This is a genomic window from Alteromonas antoniana (genome assembly GCF_019249295.1).
Taxonomy (GTDB): domain Bacteria; phylum Pseudomonadota; class Gammaproteobacteria; order Enterobacterales; family Alteromonadaceae; genus Alteromonas; species Alteromonas antoniana.
The window spans coordinates 24249-41973 of the sequence record NZ_JAESDH010000010.1; the positions used below are offsets into that span (position 1 = coordinate 24249).

Sequence of the window (17725 nt, forward strand, 5' to 3'; positions counted from 1 at the left end):
TCATGCTTCGTCGTATAGTATGCCGCAAAGACAGTGCTAAACAATAATTGCCAATAAACATGCCAAACAAAAATAAAGTAACGCTGAGCAGGGATGACATTCAGTCACTGAAAGATTTGGTGCCGGGCACGACAATTGATCTGCAAATTACCACACCGACATCGCCCAAACGCGTCAAAACTTACTATGTAGGAATGGATATTCCAAATTGCATGATATTTCAGATGCCGACTACGGCTAAATGGACGTTTGTGAGGGATTTACTGCTGCCCGATAATTCTATTGTGGTGCGTTATATACTGGAAGGTGACACGGGTCAGGTAATAGCTTTCAGAGTGAAGGTGCTGAAGTTACTGTCCCATCCAACCGGGCTACTGTTAACCACCTTCCCGTCAACGATTCAAACTCTGGGTTTACGTGCGGTAAAACGTGCTCAGCCGGGTATTGCGGTCGCTGTCGATGCCGAAGGCATTGAGTCTCTGAGTGATGTCACCGGAATCATCGTAGATGTATCAACGAATGGCTGTCGCATTGCGATGCCAGTAAAGCCGGATTGGCCGGTATTAGCCAGTAATCAGCAGGTGAGCATTGGCTACAAGCTTGATGGCGAAAAGGTATTGATTAAAGGCCAGATAAAAAACAACAGTCTTGAACAGGAATATGTCTACTATGGTATACAGTTTGACAAAGACCAGAAGTCAGTGGAAAAACTGCTGCAGCGGCATATTCTTATAGGATAGCGCGAAACGCTACCAACAATAATAACAACACCACCTCAGAGGGGGAGACTATGCGGGATATTGAACGATTACTCATGCGGTATGACGAGAGTCATCAAAACAAAACTAACGTGCTGATACACGCTATCGCAGTGCCGAGCATCTATTTTGTTACGCTGGGACTGCTCTGGGCGATCCCGGTTCCTGACTGGATTGCGCAGTTTGATGTCACCTGGGCGCATATTATCGCGGTACCGGTGCTTTACTATTATTTTCTGTTGTCAGGCCCTATTGGCGCAGCGATGACATTGCTTACTATAGCCTGTTTCGGCGGTGTCTATTTGCTCGAGGCTGCCGGCATTTCTGTCTGGCAGTTTTGTCTGGCGCTTTTTGTAATCATGTGGATTTTGCAATTTGTGGGACACAAAATTGAAGGGAAAAAACCGTCATTTCTGGAAGATCTTCGCTTTTTGCTGGTAGGCCCGGCATGGTGGTGGGTGCACTGGCTTAAACGTATGAAAATCGGCTATTAATGTGTTATTTAGCATGTGAGTCTTTAGGGTTTAAAAGCAATGGCGTCTTTTAACAACGCTGAAAGACAGAGGCTTTTGTTTAGACAAATGCGATGGAAAGGCAGCCTGTGTGCGACCAGCCGACAGAGAGTTACGACTAAGTCCGGTCAGCCTGTTGCTCACATGCGTATAATGTTTTTATCATTCAAATAACCGGTAGTCGTGTGAGTCGTTGGCAACGCCTGTTTGAAAGCAACGAACGCCTTTTCTGGACGCTGCACAGCGCAGGCTGGACGGGCTTCGCGATAATTTATTATGTAGGGTCGTTTCTGCATGATGTCAGACCCATCTGGGTGTTTATCATTCTGCTTAACGCGTATGCCGGCTGGTTGCTGACCATTCCTCTTCGGTATCTTTATCGTTGGGCAAGAAAACAATCTCCTCTCAAAATGATTCTGACCGTGATATCGGCCTGCTACGGTGTGGCCCTATTGTGGGCGGTGGTAAAAAATATCAATTACTGGGAAATCTATAAACACGGCTATCGCCCGGATGATTGGTATATGTATTTCACCAACACCATCAACTCGCTGATCATGGTTGGGTGTTGGAGCGGCGTCTATTTCGGCATTAAGAACTTTCAAATGCTGCAAAAAGAAAAACAGAATGCGTTGAAAGCAAGCACTATGGCGCATCAGGCGCACATTAAAATGCTCAGATACCAGCTGAATCCCCATTTTCTGTTCAATACGTTAAATGCGATTTCAACTCTTATTCTGCTTAAAGAAAACGACACCGCCGAAGCCATGGTGTCCCGCTTAAGCGATTTTCTCCGTTACTCGCTGGATAATGATCCGATCAAAAAGGTGCCGCTGGGACAGGAAATTAAGGCCCTGAGACTCTATCTGGAGATTGAACGTGTTCGGTTTGACGACCGTCTCGAAGTGACCTGGGACATTGATGACAGTTGTGAGAGTGCGCTGGTTCCCAGTATGATACTGCAACCGATAATTGAAAACGCGATTAAACACGCCATATCAAAGATGGAGCAGGGCGGCAAAATCGACATTTCTGCCCGTACTTTTGGCAATGATTTACTCATGGACGTGGCAGATAACGGCCCTGGGGCTGATATTAAAAACGGGCAGCTAAGCCGTGAAAATGGTGTTGGGCTGGTCAATATAAAAGAACGCCTGCAATCTTTATATCAGCGTAATTTTGCATTCTCTATTGAGCACAATAAACCCTCTGGTGTCAGGGTCAGAATTCGGATCCCCTACGAGGTAAAGGACGCGTGAAATGACGAACAAAGTAATTAAAACCATTGTAGTTGATGACGAACCGCTCGCTCGCAAAGGGTTGCGCGTTCGCTTGGAGCGCCATCAGGATATTGAGGTGGTGGCTGAGTGTCAGAATGGCCTTGACGCAGTGAGTGCGATTTCACAGCACCGTCCTGATCTGGTGTTTCTCGATATACAAATGCCGGGCTTGAACGGATTTCAGGTTATTCATAAGCTGCGAGAGTTAAAGCAGCCAATTCCAATGATTGTTTTTGTCACAGCATACGACAGTTATGCCATAAAGGCGTTTGATGTTCACGCGCTCGACTACCTTTTGAAACCGGCTGATGATGAACGCTTATCAGCGGCGTTGAACAAAGTACGCGAATACTTCACTACCCAACACTATGACGAGCAATCAAGAAAGCTGGTGAATCTGGTTGCCGAACTTACCGGTGACGATTGCGAGGAAATACTTCGTAAACTGGCCAGTGGTGAACCAGTAGAAACCAATCCTTACCCGGAAGTTCTTGCGATTAAAGATGGTTCTGAAGTGACGCGGGTTAATGTGCAGGATATCCAGTGGATTGACGCGGCTGGGGACTATATGTGTGTACATGCACTGGATGGAATGCACATTATGCGCAAAACCATGAAAGAATTAGAGCAAGAGCTCAACCCCCAGTGGTTTGTGCGGGTCCATCGTTCTGCCATTGCCAACATTCGTTTTGTAAAGAAACTGGTGAGTCACATCAGCGGCGAGTATCACCTGATTTTGCAAAATGATACTGAACTTAAAGTCAGTCGTAGTCATCGGGATAAAGTCAAAGCCGCAATGAAGATGTAAACTCAATCATCGCTGGAGTAAGCTTACGTCAGTGACGGTGGGTATGAAAAGCCACAAAAAAGCACGCATATTGCGTGCTTTTTTGTATTTATCTGCAGAGAATTTGATTGCAATTATTATCATCAGCCTGTTTTATCTCGCTTGTCACTGAAGGCGTCAATTAAAGCATCGATTTTCTGTTATTTTGATATTTCTAAATAAAAACAATGCGTTGCTTATTATTTTCTCACGCCTTATTGGTTATGCGTAACGGTTATTCATGAGTCGCTGCATCGTTTTTACATCAGATTCCGACAACGGTTTCGCTTCCCAGGTTTTTTCCAGCGGGACTTCACAAGGTTTGTCGTGATACTCACCAACCATCACGTTGGATACCGGTGTGCCCACCAGCGACACGGCGTGTGCACCCAGTTTCATGGCAAGGATCCTGTCCTGACTGACGGGAGAGCCGCCACGTTGAACATGCCCCAGTATGACCGGTCGAACTTCAGAGTGAGTTCTCTCTGTCAGCTGAGATGCCAGTGAGTTGATCCCCCCGGGCCAGACATTTTCAGCGAGCACGATGATGTAACTGATATTGCCCCGTTGCTCTCGCCGCTCTGTTAACTGTTCAACAATCTGGCGTAGCGTGGCATCTTCAGAGTCAAACAACTCGGGTAAAATAACAAAGTCAGCCGCTGAGGCGATGGCCGCACTCAGGCCGAGAAAACCAGCATGGCGACCCATGACCTCCACCAGAAATATTCTTTCAAAGGCATCTGCGGTATCTCTGACCTTATCGATAGAGTCTACTGCGGTTTCAATGGCAGTGTAGTAGCCAATAGTGGCATCTGTGCCGCTAATGTCATTATCTATTGTTCCGGGCAAGCCAATAATCTGTCCATCCCAATGCTCACTTAAATGCATTGCGCCGCGAAACGAACCGTCACCGCCAATGACAAGTAAAGTGTCAACGTCCAGTGCATCCAGATTCTCCGCAGCGCGCTGTGCAGCATGTTGGGTTTTGAATTCCAGGCATCTGGCACTGTGTAAAATCGTGCCGCCTTGCTGAATGAGGTTGTGTACGCGCGGCGCATGCAGATGTGTATATTCCTGATTCAGAAGCCCGTTATACCCGTGCAGGTAGCCAATAATAGTATGTCCTTCTCGTTCGCAAGCCAAAACGATTGCACGGATACAGGCATTCATTCCAGGCGCATCACCACCTGAAGTTAGCACGGCTACAGTCTTACTCACGTTAATAATCCTTCACGGTAAGTTACTGCGTATAGGAAGTATACTGTGACTTCTATCGCAGAGAATAACGGTAATGATGGTGTTAAGCATGGCAGATGCACCGTTTGATGCCAAGTGTCTCATACGCCACAGTGATAGTTTGTTGATTAGACACAACTATTTACATTCTCACATGCAACCTTTGCCGGTAACGGCAGACTAAAACCTCGTTATCTGAATTCTCTTAAGGAAGAGTAATGAAAAAAAGTGTCATTTTCGCGTTATTGGTTCTGTTAGGTGGTTGCTCATCTAAGCTGGCGTATAACAACCTCGACTGGCTTATTTACTGGTATATGGACGACTATATCGAGCTTACCGATAAACAGGAAAATGTGTTCGATCATCACCTTGAATCGTGGATTGACTGGCACCGGGATACTGAACTTACCCGCTATATTGCACAGCTGAAATCGCTCAAATCCGATATTGCTAACGACCAGTTAACTCAGCAAGTCATCAATAAACACTTAGAACAAGCCACCTCGCACTGGATAAGAGTACGTGAAAAGCTCAGTCCGGAAATCGCATCTATGGCGACAACGCTTACCGATGAACAGGTGGTCAGATTCTTTGCTGCGCTTGAGAAGGACAACAAGGAAGAGGAAGAGGAGTATTTAGAAGACAGCGATAAGTCAGCGCAGGAGAAAGCGGAAGAGCGTCTGGAAGATATCACCGAAGATATGGAAGACCGAATTGGCTCGCTAACCGACCAGCAGGAAAAAATCATTGCACGTTATGCGCCCCGGTTTGCGTCTACTTATCAGGACTGGATTGCCTATCAGCGTGCGATCCAGGATGCGGCCAGAAAAGTGTTTATTACCCGTGATACGAACCCCGACTTCACGCAGGACCTGATGCGTATTATGAATAATCCGGATGTTTACAGAAGTGAATCATATATGCAGAAACGAGAGCAAAACCGCCAGCTTTACGCCAGCATGGCTGCCGAGCTTTCACAGACACTGACATCCGACCAAAAACGCAAGCTATTGAATAAGATACAGGATATTATTGACGATCTGAATGATCTTGTGGATGACTAAATGTGAGTGATCCGGTTCGACCGGGCCTGGGATTCGCCCTGGCACTAGTTACTGCGTTTTTATGGGGAATATTGCCAATCTTCCTGGCGATATGCCTGCAGGTGATGGACAGCCCGACCATTACGGTTTATCGCTTTCTCACTGCTGCCGCCGTTGTCGGACTGTTATTGTGGAAAAGGCAACAGTTACCGCGTTTTTTCCGGCTACCGATGCTGATCAAATTGATGGCAGTCTCCGCCACACTGATGCTGGTTACCAATTACGTCACCAATGTCATGGGGTTGCTTTATCTGAGTCCGGCGAGTGCGCAGGTTCTGATGCAAATTGCACCGTTTGCACTGATGATTGGTGGGATCCTGCTTTATAAGGAACATTTCACCCGTTTACAGTTTATTGGGGCAATCAGTCTGTTAAGCGGACTGCTGCTGTTTTTCAATCATCGCCTTCCACAGATTATTGCCTCTGAAAGCGAAGATGTCGCGGGGATCTTTTTCATTGTTGTTGCGGCGCTGACATGGGCAGCATATGCGTTATGTCAGAAGTCGCTGATGCGGCACATGACGGCAATGCAGCTAACACTGGTTTTGTATATCGTTGGCAGCATCATGTTGTTGCCCTTTTCTGAGCTATACCATGTGTTGGAAATGAATCGCTTACAGTTTTTCGCACTGTTATTTTGTTGTTTGAACACCCTGTTTGGATATGGTGCATTCACTGAAGCGATGCGGGTCTGGCATGCCTCACGGGTCAGTGCTGTTCTCGCGCTTGCGCCACTTTTCACTTTTATCAGCATGCTGATTGCCGAGCGACTTCTGCCGTCGATGTTTACCCAGCCAGCACTCAATACCACCGCTTACGTCGGGGCCTGTATGGTTATTACCGGCTCGGTTCTGGCCTCTCTTGGCAGAGAGCGACTACGAGCTATAGGGTAGGGAGCTTTTTCATTTATTTGGTGTGATAAACACGCTGTTTACTTAGAAGTTGTGAGCCACCTGTGCGATGCTAAGCTTCCCTGTGTAGCGCATAAAACGCGGTAGTCTCGCGTATAGTAAGAGTTATTCTGGCTATTGACTCGCAGCATTTTGCCTGTGGTGTTTTGAGCGTTGCTTTGCAGGGCACAGCATATGTGGCAGGCAGAAGGCGGATACGCAATACGTAACGAGTCGCCGACATAAAGAATGAGGAAAAGAGTCACCTTATGGCAGGATGGCATGGCGTAAGTCCTGCTACAAAGCTCGCCGGTATCAATCAGTCCGGGTCTGTCTGACGATTTCCGATGGGTTGTTGGTTACGTTTACAGATAGTGTCATAGTCGTCACGATAGTAGCGCAGATCTTCACATTCGACTTCATAGCGCTTTCTTGCTGCCATCGCCTGTTGTGGGTACTGATTATTTTTCATAACGCTTGCCAGCTCAAGGCATTGGTGCTCCTGCTTTTTAACTTCCATTATGTCTTCGCAAGGGCGTGTAGTGCTGCATGCACTGACCACCAGAGTAAGACAAAACAAAGTCGTGCCAGCGCGAACTGAGGTCATGATTATTATCCTATGTAGGTAAGCAGGTCGCCTTTCAGTGCGTCCAGCTTTTGCTGGTGCTGATGATTTAGCGGCATATCCTCAAGTAACTTATAGACCCGTCGACATTCTTTGACCAGCGTAGGCTCTGCTTTTTCGTTTTTATCCAGTATTTTTATCAGGCACTGCAGCAGGTTCAGTGCAACCCCTGTGTTTACCGGCGCAAATGTCTGCGCAGCTGCGAATGCTTCTTTTGCTTTTTCGTACTGGCCTTGCTGATAAAGGTTGATTCCTTTGCGGTTGAACTGCTGATAATTTGACTGTTTGTCGGAAGCGCTTCGTTCTTCCCGTCTGAGTAATTCCTGGCTATTGGCATCCAGTACAATCGATCTGCGGTTCAGACTGGTCAACAGAGATTGTGCATCGTCAAACTCACCCAGATCAAACATGACCTTCACGCTGTCCGGAGCAAAGCCGACGGGATATTCATCATATTTGTTCTCGATGGCGATTTGCGATGCTGCTAGATGTTTGCGTGCATCCAGCATTTTGCCGTCAATTGCATTCACCCTGGCCGTCATCACCTGTTCATAAATGTCGATATCAAAGTCTTCAGCCATCCGCATCAATGCTTCGTCAAACTTACCTCGTTGCAAGGCCAGAAGCGCCTCCTGTTGATAGCGATTTTTTGTACGCTTTTCTTCAGAATGCTCAGCAACATCCAGGATGCTCCTGATATAACCACACCAATGTGCGATGTCCTGATGCACCGTGCGTTTAGACAAATCCCAGATGGACTTCGACGACTCTGCTGCCAGCACATAGTCATTACTGTTCCAGGCGATCTGACAGGCAGCAAAATGCCGGGGCAGAGAGAAAGGGGAGATTTTAAGTGCTGACTTAATGGAAGCTACAGCTTCTTCATGGTTATTCTGCAAGTCATGTGCTTCAGCGAGAATGTCGTGAGCCTCAGGAGAGAAGCGATTCGATTGCAGGATAGCCTCGGCCGTATCAATGGCTTTGTCAGGATCCTTAAGTCGCAGATACGTTTTTCCTAAAGCAACCTGTGCCCATAGTAATGGCTTTCCGTTGATATAGGGCGTCAATACATCAAGCGCTTTTTCCGGCTCTTTAATCTCCCAGTACAGTTCCACCAACAACTGCTCGCAAGAGCGCTGATACGGTGATGTCATGGACGCGAGATGTTCAGCATTATCTATCGCTTTATTCCAGTCTTCTTCGAAAATAGCGGAATAAACAGGCTGTAAGAACTGGCGTTTTTGCCAGCTTCGTGTAATTCGGGTTTTCAGTTGTGCCTGAGAAAATGGTTTGATCAGATAATCGTCGGGCCGACGTTCTATTGACCCCAAAACAACCGGCCTGGCGCTGTCTGCACTGATCAGCAGAAAAACCGTCGAAGGTTTGATGAGTTTGCGAACGCGCAACTCCTCTATTAATTCGAAACCGTTTTTTTTGTCTGCGCCAAGATGAAGATCTGCGACGATGATGTCGTACTTCTGCTTACGACAGAGTGCGATGGCTTGCTCAGCTGAGGGCTTGGTAACAATATTTGTTGCGCCCATGGTGTTGAGAAGACCGCGTAAAAGTAACAAAAACGGCCGTTGATCTTCCACGATCAACACCTGTTTATCAGCATAGTTCATTCAAATACCAGCTTGATTTCGCTTTGGTTTTTGTCGTTGCCTGCAATCATCAATGAATTTTACACTCAGGGCAAGTGTCAGAAGCTAAAGTCTTATTGTTGAATACCGATATAGGTATAACATCAGCCAAGTAGGACATAGCGCAAAGGTGACAGCTCAAGCCCAGGTATCGCAAGTTCATCCTGTTAATCAGGCAGAATGGCGCGGTCAGCTCTCGTCTGCCGCGGGCCGTGGTGCTGATTTTGCGCTGCTTCTGGCTTTACAGCTGGGCAGTGGGGTACCTGCCACTTCCATCCATTCACTATCAGATGAAAATAAAGCTGACGATGCCGTCTTGATGCGGCTGAACCATTACCGCCGCCCGGCACTTGACTGCAGCCGCGTCCAGCCTGATACGCTTAGTAAAACGGCAACCATTCTCAATCAGCAGGGGATCGCAGATGCCAGGTTGTGGCAGTGCATGCACCCGGACCCTCATGCGCTCATCAATGACAGTAAAAAGCTCTCCGCTGACATTATTGCTAATTGCGCATTAGCAACACAGCAGGCTCGCGCATCTTCGAAGCCGGCGCCGCTTGAGGAAGATCCCACACAACTGGATGATATTATTGAGGGCTCCAGAACACTCCTGGCGTCGTAGAATCTGGTAATTCGAAAAGCGCTCTGGTATAGTCGCGCCCGCATTTTTGCACTGGTCTTACGTTCCAATCAGCAAAGAGAATTATTATGTCAAAATACATTGTTTGCGCGATGTATAAATTCGTCGCGCTTGAAGATTTCGAAGCCATGCGTCAGCCGTTGCATGACACTATGGTTGCTAACGGTATCAAAGGTACCCTGCTGCTCGCCAGCGAAGGAATAAACGGGACAATCTCTGGTCCGCGTGAAGGTATAGATGCGCTGCTGGCGTACCTGAACAGCGATCCCCGTATTAATCCGATTTCCTGCAAAGAGTCACTCCACGAAGAACAGCCGTTCTACCGCACCAAAGTGAAACTGAAAAAAGAGATTGTCACGATGGGGGTGGAAGGTATCGATCCACGTCAGACTGTCGGCACTTACGTAAAGCCAAAAGACTGGAACGCCCTGATTAGCGACCCCGATGTACTGGTAATAGATACCCGTAACGGTTATGAAATTGAAATCGGTACGTTCAAAAACGCGGTAGATCCCAAAACAGAAACATTTCGTGAATTTCCTGACTATGTAAAGCGCGAAATGGACCCGGGTAAACACAAGAAAGTGGCTATGTTCTGTACCGGCGGGATCCGTTGTGAGAAATCCACAGCTTACCTGAAAGAGCAGGGATTTAATGAGGTATATCACCTTGAAGGGGGCATTCTCCAGTATCTGGAAGATGTACCTAAAGAGGAGTCGCTGTGGGAAGGCGACTGCTTTGTTTTCGATAACCGTGTAGCGGTGGATCACGATTTACAAAAGAGCAAATACGATCAGTGTTACGCGTGCCGTCTTCCGATTACAGAGGAAGATAAGCAAAGCGAAAAGTATGAATCTGGTGTTAGCTGTCCACATTGTTACGGAACCCACAGTGACGAGCAGATTGCTCGCTTCAGAGAGCGTGAAAAGCAGGTAAATCTGGCTAAAGCGAGACAGCAGGAACATGTGGGTACAGAGGCTCGTCTGGTGATGGAACAGAAGCGCGAAGAAAAGGCGAAAGCGCAACGGATGCGAGCCATGAAAGCAAAGGAAAAACAGGCATAGACACTGCCTGACAAGGGCGTTACACTGCTTTTCCTACGAAGTAAGTAAATAGGGAACCTACGTGAACGCGCAGCTTTCAGAAGAAAAAATTGAAGAAATCAGAAGCGATTTTAATTTCTTCGACCGGGATGGAAATGGTCAAATTGATCTGCCCGAGTTCATTGAATTATTAACCGTATTGTCACCGAAAACGAAAGCCAGTCACGTTGAAGAAGGCTTTAAGCTTATCGACAGCAATAATGATGGCTACATCGATTTCGAAGAATTTCTGTCGTGGTGGCAGGAAGGCTGGTGGGAATACTGATTTCCAATATCAGGGGGGTAGCCGCTACCCCCTCGATTACTCATCCTCTGAAGGCGTCGACCGGGGCTTTCGTTTTAACGGTGTAAAACCAACGTCTTTTCCTTCCATCGTATCGACCCGTTGTGTCTTTTTCCTGTTGTCTTGCGTACTCTGCGAGGCGTCTTTCTGATTCGCTTTACGCTTGTCCTTCACGGCAGGTTTTCTTGCCTGTTTGCCTTTAAATGTTGCAGGGTGAATCTCATGTGAAACAGGCTCCAGCGGATACTGAACATGAGCCTGTATTGTTGTGAAACTTTGCCAGTCGCGTGGCCCCACAAAGGAAATCGCAGTGCCTTTTTCTCCTGCACGGCCGGTTCGTCCGATACGATGAATGTACTCGTCGGCTTGCTTTGGCAGATCAAAGTTAATCACCAGACCCACTTTTCGCAGATCTAAACCACGCGACGCCACGTCTGTCGTGACCAGAACACTGTACTGTCCGCGACTAAATTCACTCATGATCTGGGCGCGCTGGTTTTGCGGTAAATCACCGCGCAGGGCGATGGCGTGAAGGTTGTCTTTATTCAAAGCGGCTGTCAGCCGGTCAGTATCTTCACGGGTCGCGCTGAATACAACCGCCTGATTATAGTCAAGTTCGCTCAGGCAATGTGCCAGCAGAGTGTCTTTATGGCTGACATTATCAACAAAATAGCAGTGCTGCGTAATATCACCATGGGCAGCGGTGGCCTCGCCAACTGCCACCCGAACGGGGGCACGTAAAAAATCGCCCGACAGGTGATTAAGTTCGATATTATCCAGTGTTGCTGAAAACAACATGGTCTGACGCTTTCGATGATCGGCGAAGCGATTTATCATCGCAAGCTCGCTGGCGAATCCCAAATCGAGCATACGATCGGCTTCATCATAAATCAGAAGCTCAAGGCCATTAAGGAAAAAGGTTTTGTCTTTCAGGTGGTCAGCAATACGACCCGCCGTACCCACGATGATGTGTGGGTTGCGACGCAGGACTTTCACCTGATCGTTATAATTCTCACCGCCAACCACTAATGCACACTGCACCGGCAGCCCGTTACTCAGCTGTTTGGCTTCAATGAAGACTTGTTTTGCCAGCTCACGGGTGGGCGCAAGGATCAGTACCCGGGGATCCTGGCGGCTGAGTGCTTTGGCTGTCAGCAAACGGTTAATCGCAGGCACGAGAAACGCGAATGTTTTGCCCGAGCCGGTTTTAGAAGACGCAATAATGTCCTTGCCTTGAAGCGCCGGGAGTAATGTCCGCTCCTGAATTTCAGTAAGCGTGACAATACCTTTGTCGCTTAACCGGGAAACGATTTTGTGATGTACGGGAAGTTCGCTGACTTGCAATGGGTAACCTCATGAACTGATTCGGCGGTATTATCCATTAAAGCATGTCAGAGTAAAAGGGTAAGGGGCTTTTCTCTGCGGCTTAACCAGAATTGTTACTGAAATACATGTCTTCATGGGCAAAAGACAAAAAAGGCACCAGTTAGGTGCCCTAATTGATGTCGCTTAAGGATCAGAACTGCATTTCCGGAATATCACCTTCAGCAACCATCTTACCGGCAGTCTTTTCTCGTATCTCTTCAACAGACACACCCGGAGCCCGTTCCCGGAGATAGAAGGCACCGTCTTTCACCTCCATGACAGCCAGATCAGTGATGATACGGGTAATGCAATTCACACCGGTTAACGGTAATTTGCACTCTGACAGGAGTTTTGAGTTGCCGTGTTTGTCCGCATGGGTCATGGTAACGATGATGTTTTTCGCACCGGCAACCAGGTCCATGGCGCCGCCCATACCTTTCACCAGCTTCCCTGGGATCATCCATGACGCAATGTTGCCGTTAACGTCCACTTCAAAGGCGCCCAGTACCGTGAAATCGACATGACCACCGCGGATCATGGCAAAGCTTTCTGCAGAGCTGAAAATTGACGCGCCTACGCTGGCGGTTACGGTTTCTTTCCCGGCGTTGATCATGTCGGCATCGACTTCTGCCTCGGTCGGATAGCGCCCCATTCCCAGCAGGCCGTTTTCAGACTGCAGCATGACATCCACACCCTCTGGCACATAATTGGCTGCCAGCGTCGGGATACCAATCCCCAGATTTACGTAACTGCCGTCCTGGAATTCTTTGGCAACGCGCATTGCTATTTGATCTCTTGAAAGTGCCATATTAACGCTCCTCCTTTGCCAGTACTTTGCGCTCGATACGTTTTTCAAATGTACCTTTAATGACGCGATCGACATAAATGCCCGGGGTATGAATGTGCGCCGGATCCAGTTCTCCGGGCTCTACAATCTCTTCTACCTCTACCACGGTAATTTTACCGGCCGTGGCTGCCATGGGGTTAAAATTCTGAGCGGTGTGGCGATAGATACAATTACCATACCGGTCGGCTTTCCAGGCTTTCACAATAGCGAAGTCTCCGGTAATGGATTCTTCGAGAATGTAAGGGCGGCCATCAAATTCTTTGACTTCCTTACCTTCACCCACCGGCGTGCCGTAGCCAGTTGCGGTATAAAATGCCGGGATGCCTGCACCACCTGCACGCATTTTCTCTGCCAGGGTGCCTTGCGGGGTTAACTCGACTTCCAGTTCGCCGTTCAGCAGCTGCTTTTCAAACAGTGCATTTTCACCCACGTAGGAAGAGACCATTTTTTTGATCTGTTTATCTTCCAGTAAGATACCCAGGCCGAAGCCATCCACACCACAGTTATTGGATACGACAGTCAGCCCTTTGGCCCCCATCGTTTTTATTTGTGCAATCAGACCTTCGGGGATCCCGCAAAGGCCGAAACCACCGGCAATAATGGTCATGTCATCTTTCAGACCTTCCATTGCCGCATCGTAACTGGTCACGACTTTATCGAAACCTGACATATGTCTCTCCTGTATTCAGTGTAGGGAACAGAAAAAAGTATCTGTGAGTAAGTAAATTTTGTAAAATTGATTTTATAACATTATTAATAAGTTTTTTTTACGAATGTCTGTTTCTTATCGAAATATGTTGGCGTTTATTCGCGTGGCTGAATCTGCCACCTTTGCGGAAGCCGCAGAAAAACTGCATCTGACACAACCTGCGCTGTCTTCAGCGATAAAAAAAATGGAAGCGCAGATGGGAGGAAAACTGTTTTCGCGGAGCACCCGTCGCATTCATTTGACGCCGGAAGGGGAAACCTTATTGCCTACAGCGAAGCGCTTAATTGACGAATGGGATGAGACGTTTCAGGATATGCAGAACCTTTTTGCTGTCCGCCAGGGTAAACTGACACTGGCAGCGATGCCCTCTTTTGCGGAGTCCCGGTTACCCGATATCCTCAGTCAATATCATTCTCAATACCCGAACATTCGCCTGCGTATAGTTGACGTAGTGATGGAAGAAGTGATTGAGAGTGTGTTGTCGGGTCGGGCCGAACTGGGTTTTACCTTCGAACCAGAATTAATGGACGGGCTGGTCTTTTCCCCCATGTTTGATGACTGTTTCGTAGCGGTGGTTCATCAGGACCATCCACTGGCAGGTGAAAAAAGCATCGAACTACAGCACTGTTTTTCCTACCCGTTTATTGCGATGAATCGCGGTTCGGCAGTTCGCAAATGGACTGAGCAGGCAGCGGCTCAACATGGCAATCTCAATATTATTGCAGAAACCGGGCAGCTTGGCTCGTTGGGGCAGCTTATTGCGCAGGGATTGGGGATGTCTGTGGTGCCGGCGCTGTGCAAAGCGCAGATGCAGGTTCGGGGACTGTATTGTATCGACATCAACAATAATCCGCTGGTAAAGCGGGTAGGGCTCATTCGCCAGGCTAGGGGCGGGATGTCGGTTGCGGCTCAGGCGCTATGGAAGCAATGCGCAGATGACGAGATTGCTTCGATCTGAGACTAGAGGTAATGCTTAGGCATTACCACTTTTTCTTCGGCGCAAACAATTCATCAAGCTCATCACGCTCTTCTTCTTTTTTACGAGCCCGGTCTTGTGCGTTGGCGTTTTTCAGGTTGCTCTGAATATCCTGCAGCCACTCTTTTAAAGTAGCAATACGGGACACGATGTAATCGTCCTGTTGCGTCTGGTTTTCCAGTGCCGCCACTGCTTTTTCAAAGTACTGTCGGGCCGACCCGAGCATGTTCGATTGCATTGCCGCACGTCCGCGACGTGTTAGCGTTTCCACGTTTACTTTAAGCTGAAGTCTCTCAAGTTGTTTATCTTCTTCAATGAAGGTTTTGGTATCGACTTTCCCTTTTGAGTGTTCAGAACGCAGCAATACACGAAGCTTCTTCACCGCCTGGATGTACTGAATGATCAATTTATCGTTTTCAGGCAAAGCAAACTCAGCCGTTGAGCCTCCAGTATCGTCTTCCTGGGTTCTCTGCTCAGCGTCTTTAATTCGCTGTGCTACTTCCGTGGACGGGTTAAGTTCGTTCAGTACCTTCAGCGCGTTCAGCACACGGGTATGCAAAACCTGCATCATTCTGGGTGAAATAGGCATGGTGTTGCATGCCATGATGACGTTTTCGGTCTCGTCAATGACAGCACGCTGCTTTGCCACCTCGGCGCGGCGTTCAGCCTCAAGTTTAGCGCGATGTTGCTGAAAGGCGTTGATAAAAATCGCGGCGATGATCAGCACCACTATCAGAATTATTATTGTCGTGAATACCATGCGTGTTTCCGTATACCTGTCATCCCACGCGAGCGTGAAACACTCAAACTTATTATTATGTCGGCAAAGTTTACGGTAATTTTACCTCAAATACACTCCCGCCTAGCGTACCACCGTTAAAAAGGGAAATCTCTCCACAATTTTCACCCTGAGCGTGCGCCGAGGCAATCAGTCTGGCAAAGAATAATCCCAGTCCGGTACGGCCCTGACTTACGTGAAAATCTGAAAGGCGTGTACTGCTGTTAAGCAGCATAGCCTCAGGGTACCCGGGACCGTCATCTTCAAGCCGGATAACCAACCAGTTATCTTCAGTAAATGCACTCAGGCGAATTTTGGAATTACCGTATCGCAGAGAATTTACCAGCATGTCATTAATCAGCAGGTAAATCAGTTCGCTATCGAGATACCAGCTTAGATCATCAGTCAGTGCGACCTCAATATCGATATTCTTTTGCTTTATATAAATATGATTAGAACCCACCACATCACTGAACAAGTCATCAATAAAACATTCGTCTACTGTGATGGGAAGCCTTTCGAGTTCAGCGCGATATAGCGACAGTATCTGTACCAGACTAGTATTGAGTCTTGATGCTTCATAATGCACGTTGGCAACCTGCTCACGGGATGCCGCGTCTTGCTCTGGCAGCGCGTCAGCCAGATTTTCAATGGACTGCAGCAACAGAAAAAGTGAGTTTTTCATGTCATGAACGGCAGCGGCCAGCACGGAAGAAAAATCTATAGATGATGGCGAGGTGGTAATTTCTGGCATAGTTACTCTTTGTTTGCGCTGACGTTCTTTGCTGCTTGCGGTTGTTCAGCGGTCAGCTGCAGGAAAGCAGATATATCAGCACTGCATAGGTTACGGTTACCTTATTTATAGTTGTCACATTACACTTTTTATAGGTGTGTTGGCTACTTTCTTCATATCTGCCATAAGCGGCGAGAAGGCTATGCGCGTTGTTTTGCTTATCAATGCAGGAGCCTACATAGCCTTATTAAAAATCGCCCGGAAGAGGTGAAAAGGGCTGGTTGATCGTCGTGTCTTTACGGTAGTCACTTGCCTGAGTTATTCGGGGGCGATGAAAAAGGCGGTAGCAATAAAGCGCATATTTAGTTATAACGTAAAAGCATATAAATCGTTTTCAGACGTAAGGCCCGGTCGCTATGAAATTACAGCAACTTCGCTATATTGTTGAGGTGCTTAACAATAATCTTAATGTTTCAGCTACAGCAGAAAGTCTCTATACGTCTCAGCCTGGCATTAGTAAGCAGGTGCGAATGCTGGAAGATGAGCTTGGTGTGCAGATTTTTGGTCGAAGTGGCAAACATCTCACGCATGTCACAGATGCCGGCCATGACGTCATTAATATTTCCCGCGAAATTCTTGCCAAGGTGGAAAGTATAAAAGCGGTTGCGCGCGAACATACCTTACCAGACCAGGGCAAACTCAACATTGCTACCACGCATACGCAAGCGCGATACGCATTGCCTGATGTGATTCAGGGGTTCATGCACAAGTATCCAAAAGTGTCACTTCACATGCATCAGGGCACGCCCTCACAGATTAGCGATCTGGCGGCTAAGGGCGAGGCGGATTTTGCCATTGCCACAGAAGCCCTTCATTTATACAACGATCTGGTTATGCTGCCGTGTTACCACTGGAACCGTAGTGTCATAGTGAATAAAGATCATCCGTTATCGAAAAAGACGTCCATTGAAATCAGTGACATTGCTAAATATCCGCTGGTGACGTATGTCTTTGGCTTTACTGGTCGGTCTGAGCTTGACCATGCGTTTGAGAGAGCTGGGCTGACGCCGAAAATTGTATTTACGGCCACCGACGCAGACGTAATTAAAACCTATGTGCGACTGGGTGTGGGTATTGGTGTAATAGCGTCGATGGCGGTGAACGAGGAGCTGGATTCAGATCTGGTAAAAATTGATGCCAGCCATCTTTTCGACTACAGCACAACCAAGATTGGATTCCGCAAGGGATCTTTCTTACGCAGCTACATGTTTGACTTCATTGAGCGTTTCGCACCGCACCTGACAAAAGACAAGGTTGAGAAAGCCATGATGCTAAAAAATAATGATGAAGTGGAGAAAATGTTTAAAGGCGTAACCTTGCCGGTGAAATAGCCTTATCTTGCCTTCGGTAGATGTAAA

At 47.6% G+C, this 17725-nt stretch carries 19 protein-coding genes; 11 read left to right on the plus strand and 8 right to left on the minus strand.

From position 1 onward, the window contains the following. Positions 1–59 precede the first annotated feature (59 nt). The 4 genes from JKP77_RS10075 to JKP77_RS10090 all read left to right on the plus strand — a co-directional run bounded on the left by JKP77_RS10075 (position 60) and on the right by JKP77_RS10090 (position 3358). A complete protein-coding gene (locus JKP77_RS10075; protein ID WP_218311063.1) occupies positions 60–740 on the plus strand; it encodes a flagellar brake domain-containing protein in 681 nt (226 codons plus the stop codon). 50 nt (positions 741–790) lie between these two features. After that, a complete protein-coding gene (locus tag JKP77_RS10080) occupies positions 791–1252 on the plus strand; it encodes an Mpo1 family 2-hydroxy fatty acid dioxygenase (protein ID WP_218311064.1) in 462 nt (153 codons plus the stop codon). A 203-nt stretch (positions 1253–1455) separates the two neighbouring features. Continuing rightward, a complete protein-coding gene (locus JKP77_RS10085) occupies positions 1456–2529 on the plus strand; it encodes a sensor histidine kinase (RefSeq protein ID WP_218311065.1) in 1074 nt (357 codons plus the stop codon). Position 2530: 1 nt separating this feature from the next. Continuing rightward, complete coding sequence (locus JKP77_RS10090) at positions 2531–3358, plus strand: LytR/AlgR family response regulator transcription factor (RefSeq protein ID WP_218311066.1); 828 nt, start codon at positions 2531–2533, stop codon at positions 3356–3358. Between the two features lie 240 nt (positions 3359–3598). Here JKP77_RS10090 and JKP77_RS10095 read toward each other — a convergent pair whose 3' ends face one another. After that, positions 3599–4594, minus strand: coding sequence for an ATP-dependent 6-phosphofructokinase (locus tag JKP77_RS10095; protein WP_218311067.1), 996 nt, complete (start codon positions 4592–4594; stop codon positions 3599–3601). A gap of 236 nt (positions 4595–4830) precedes the next feature. On the opposite strand from JKP77_RS10095, the gene JKP77_RS10100 reads away from it, so the two are divergent. Then, complete coding sequence (locus JKP77_RS10100; RefSeq protein WP_218311068.1) at positions 4831–5676, plus strand: DUF6279 family lipoprotein; 846 nt, start codon at positions 4831–4833, stop codon at positions 5674–5676. 2 nt (positions 5677–5678) lie between these two features. Then, positions 5679–6608 carry a DMT family transporter gene (locus tag JKP77_RS10105; RefSeq protein WP_218311069.1) on the plus strand — a complete coding sequence of 310 codons (930 nt, stop codon included), beginning with the start codon at positions 5679–5681 and terminating at the stop codon, positions 6606–6608. A gap of 316 nt (positions 6609–6924) precedes the next feature. On the opposite strand, the gene JKP77_RS10110 is transcribed toward JKP77_RS10105, so the two are convergent. Further along, positions 6925–7212, minus strand: coding sequence for a hypothetical protein (locus JKP77_RS10110; RefSeq protein WP_218311070.1), 288 nt, complete (start codon positions 7210–7212; stop codon positions 6925–6927). Positions 7213–7217: 5 nt separating this feature from the next. Next, positions 7218–8825, minus strand: coding sequence for a response regulator (locus JKP77_RS10115; protein WP_338024858.1), 1608 nt, complete (start codon positions 8823–8825; stop codon positions 7218–7220). Between the two features lie 178 nt (positions 8826–9003). Between JKP77_RS10115 and JKP77_RS10120 the strand changes: the two genes are divergently transcribed. The 3 genes from JKP77_RS10120 to JKP77_RS10130 all read left to right on the plus strand — a co-directional run bounded on the left by JKP77_RS10120 (position 9004) and on the right by JKP77_RS10130 (position 10881). Next, positions 9004–9495 (plus strand): VC2046/SO_2500 family protein, encoded by a 492-nt coding sequence (locus JKP77_RS10120; protein WP_218311072.1) that lies wholly within the window; start codon positions 9004–9006, stop codon positions 9493–9495. 86 nt (positions 9496–9581) lie between these two features. Further along, positions 9582–10577: an oxygen-dependent tRNA uridine(34) hydroxylase TrhO gene (trhO, locus tag JKP77_RS10125; RefSeq protein ID WP_218311073.1), complete on the plus strand. Its 996-nt coding sequence runs from the start codon at positions 9582–9584 to the stop codon at positions 10575–10577. Between the two features lie 61 nt (positions 10578–10638). Further along, the gene (locus JKP77_RS10130) at positions 10639–10881 is read left to right on the plus strand and encodes an EF-hand domain-containing protein (RefSeq protein WP_218311074.1); all 243 of its coding nucleotides are present in this window, start codon (positions 10639–10641) and stop codon (positions 10879–10881) included. 36 nt (positions 10882–10917) lie between these two features. On the opposite strand, the gene JKP77_RS10135 is transcribed toward JKP77_RS10130, so the two are convergent. The 3 genes from JKP77_RS10135 to JKP77_RS10145 form a co-directional block, all read right to left on the minus strand. After that, positions 10918–12243 carry a DEAD/DEAH box helicase gene (locus tag JKP77_RS10135; protein WP_218311075.1) on the minus strand — a complete coding sequence of 442 codons (1326 nt, stop codon included), beginning with the start codon at positions 12241–12243 and terminating at the stop codon, positions 10918–10920. A gap of 172 nt (positions 12244–12415) precedes the next feature. Then, positions 12416–13072, minus strand: coding sequence for a CoA transferase subunit B (locus tag JKP77_RS10140; RefSeq protein WP_218311076.1), 657 nt, complete (start codon positions 13070–13072; stop codon positions 12416–12418). 1 nt (position 13073) lies between these two features. Further along, entirely contained in the window at positions 13074–13781 is a 708-nt protein-coding gene (locus JKP77_RS10145; protein ID WP_218311077.1) for a CoA transferase subunit A, read from the minus strand. A 103-nt stretch (positions 13782–13884) separates the two neighbouring features. On the opposite strand from JKP77_RS10145, the gene JKP77_RS10150 reads away from it, so the two are divergent. Further along, positions 13885–14778: a LysR family transcriptional regulator gene (locus JKP77_RS10150; protein WP_218311078.1), complete on the plus strand. Its 894-nt coding sequence runs from the start codon at positions 13885–13887 to the stop codon at positions 14776–14778. 22 nt (positions 14779–14800) lie between these two features. Here the strand turns inward: JKP77_RS10150 and JKP77_RS10155 are convergent, their stop codons facing one another. Together JKP77_RS10155 and JKP77_RS10160 are read right to left on the minus strand one after the other, a co-directional pair. After that, on the minus strand, positions 14801–15556 hold the full coding sequence (locus JKP77_RS10155; protein ID WP_218311079.1) for a hypothetical protein: 756 nt from the start codon (positions 15554–15556) through the stop codon (positions 14801–14803). 70 nt (positions 15557–15626) lie between these two features. Continuing rightward, positions 15627–16328 carry a sensor histidine kinase gene (locus JKP77_RS10160; protein WP_218311080.1) on the minus strand — a complete coding sequence of 234 codons (702 nt, stop codon included), beginning with the start codon at positions 16326–16328 and terminating at the stop codon, positions 15627–15629. Between the two features lie 395 nt (positions 16329–16723). Between JKP77_RS10160 and cysB the strand changes: the two genes are divergently transcribed. Continuing rightward, on the plus strand, positions 16724–17698 hold the full coding sequence (gene cysB / locus JKP77_RS10165) for an HTH-type transcriptional regulator CysB (protein WP_218311081.1): 975 nt from the start codon (positions 16724–16726) through the stop codon (positions 17696–17698). The last annotated feature ends 27 nt before the right edge of the window (positions 17699–17725 follow it).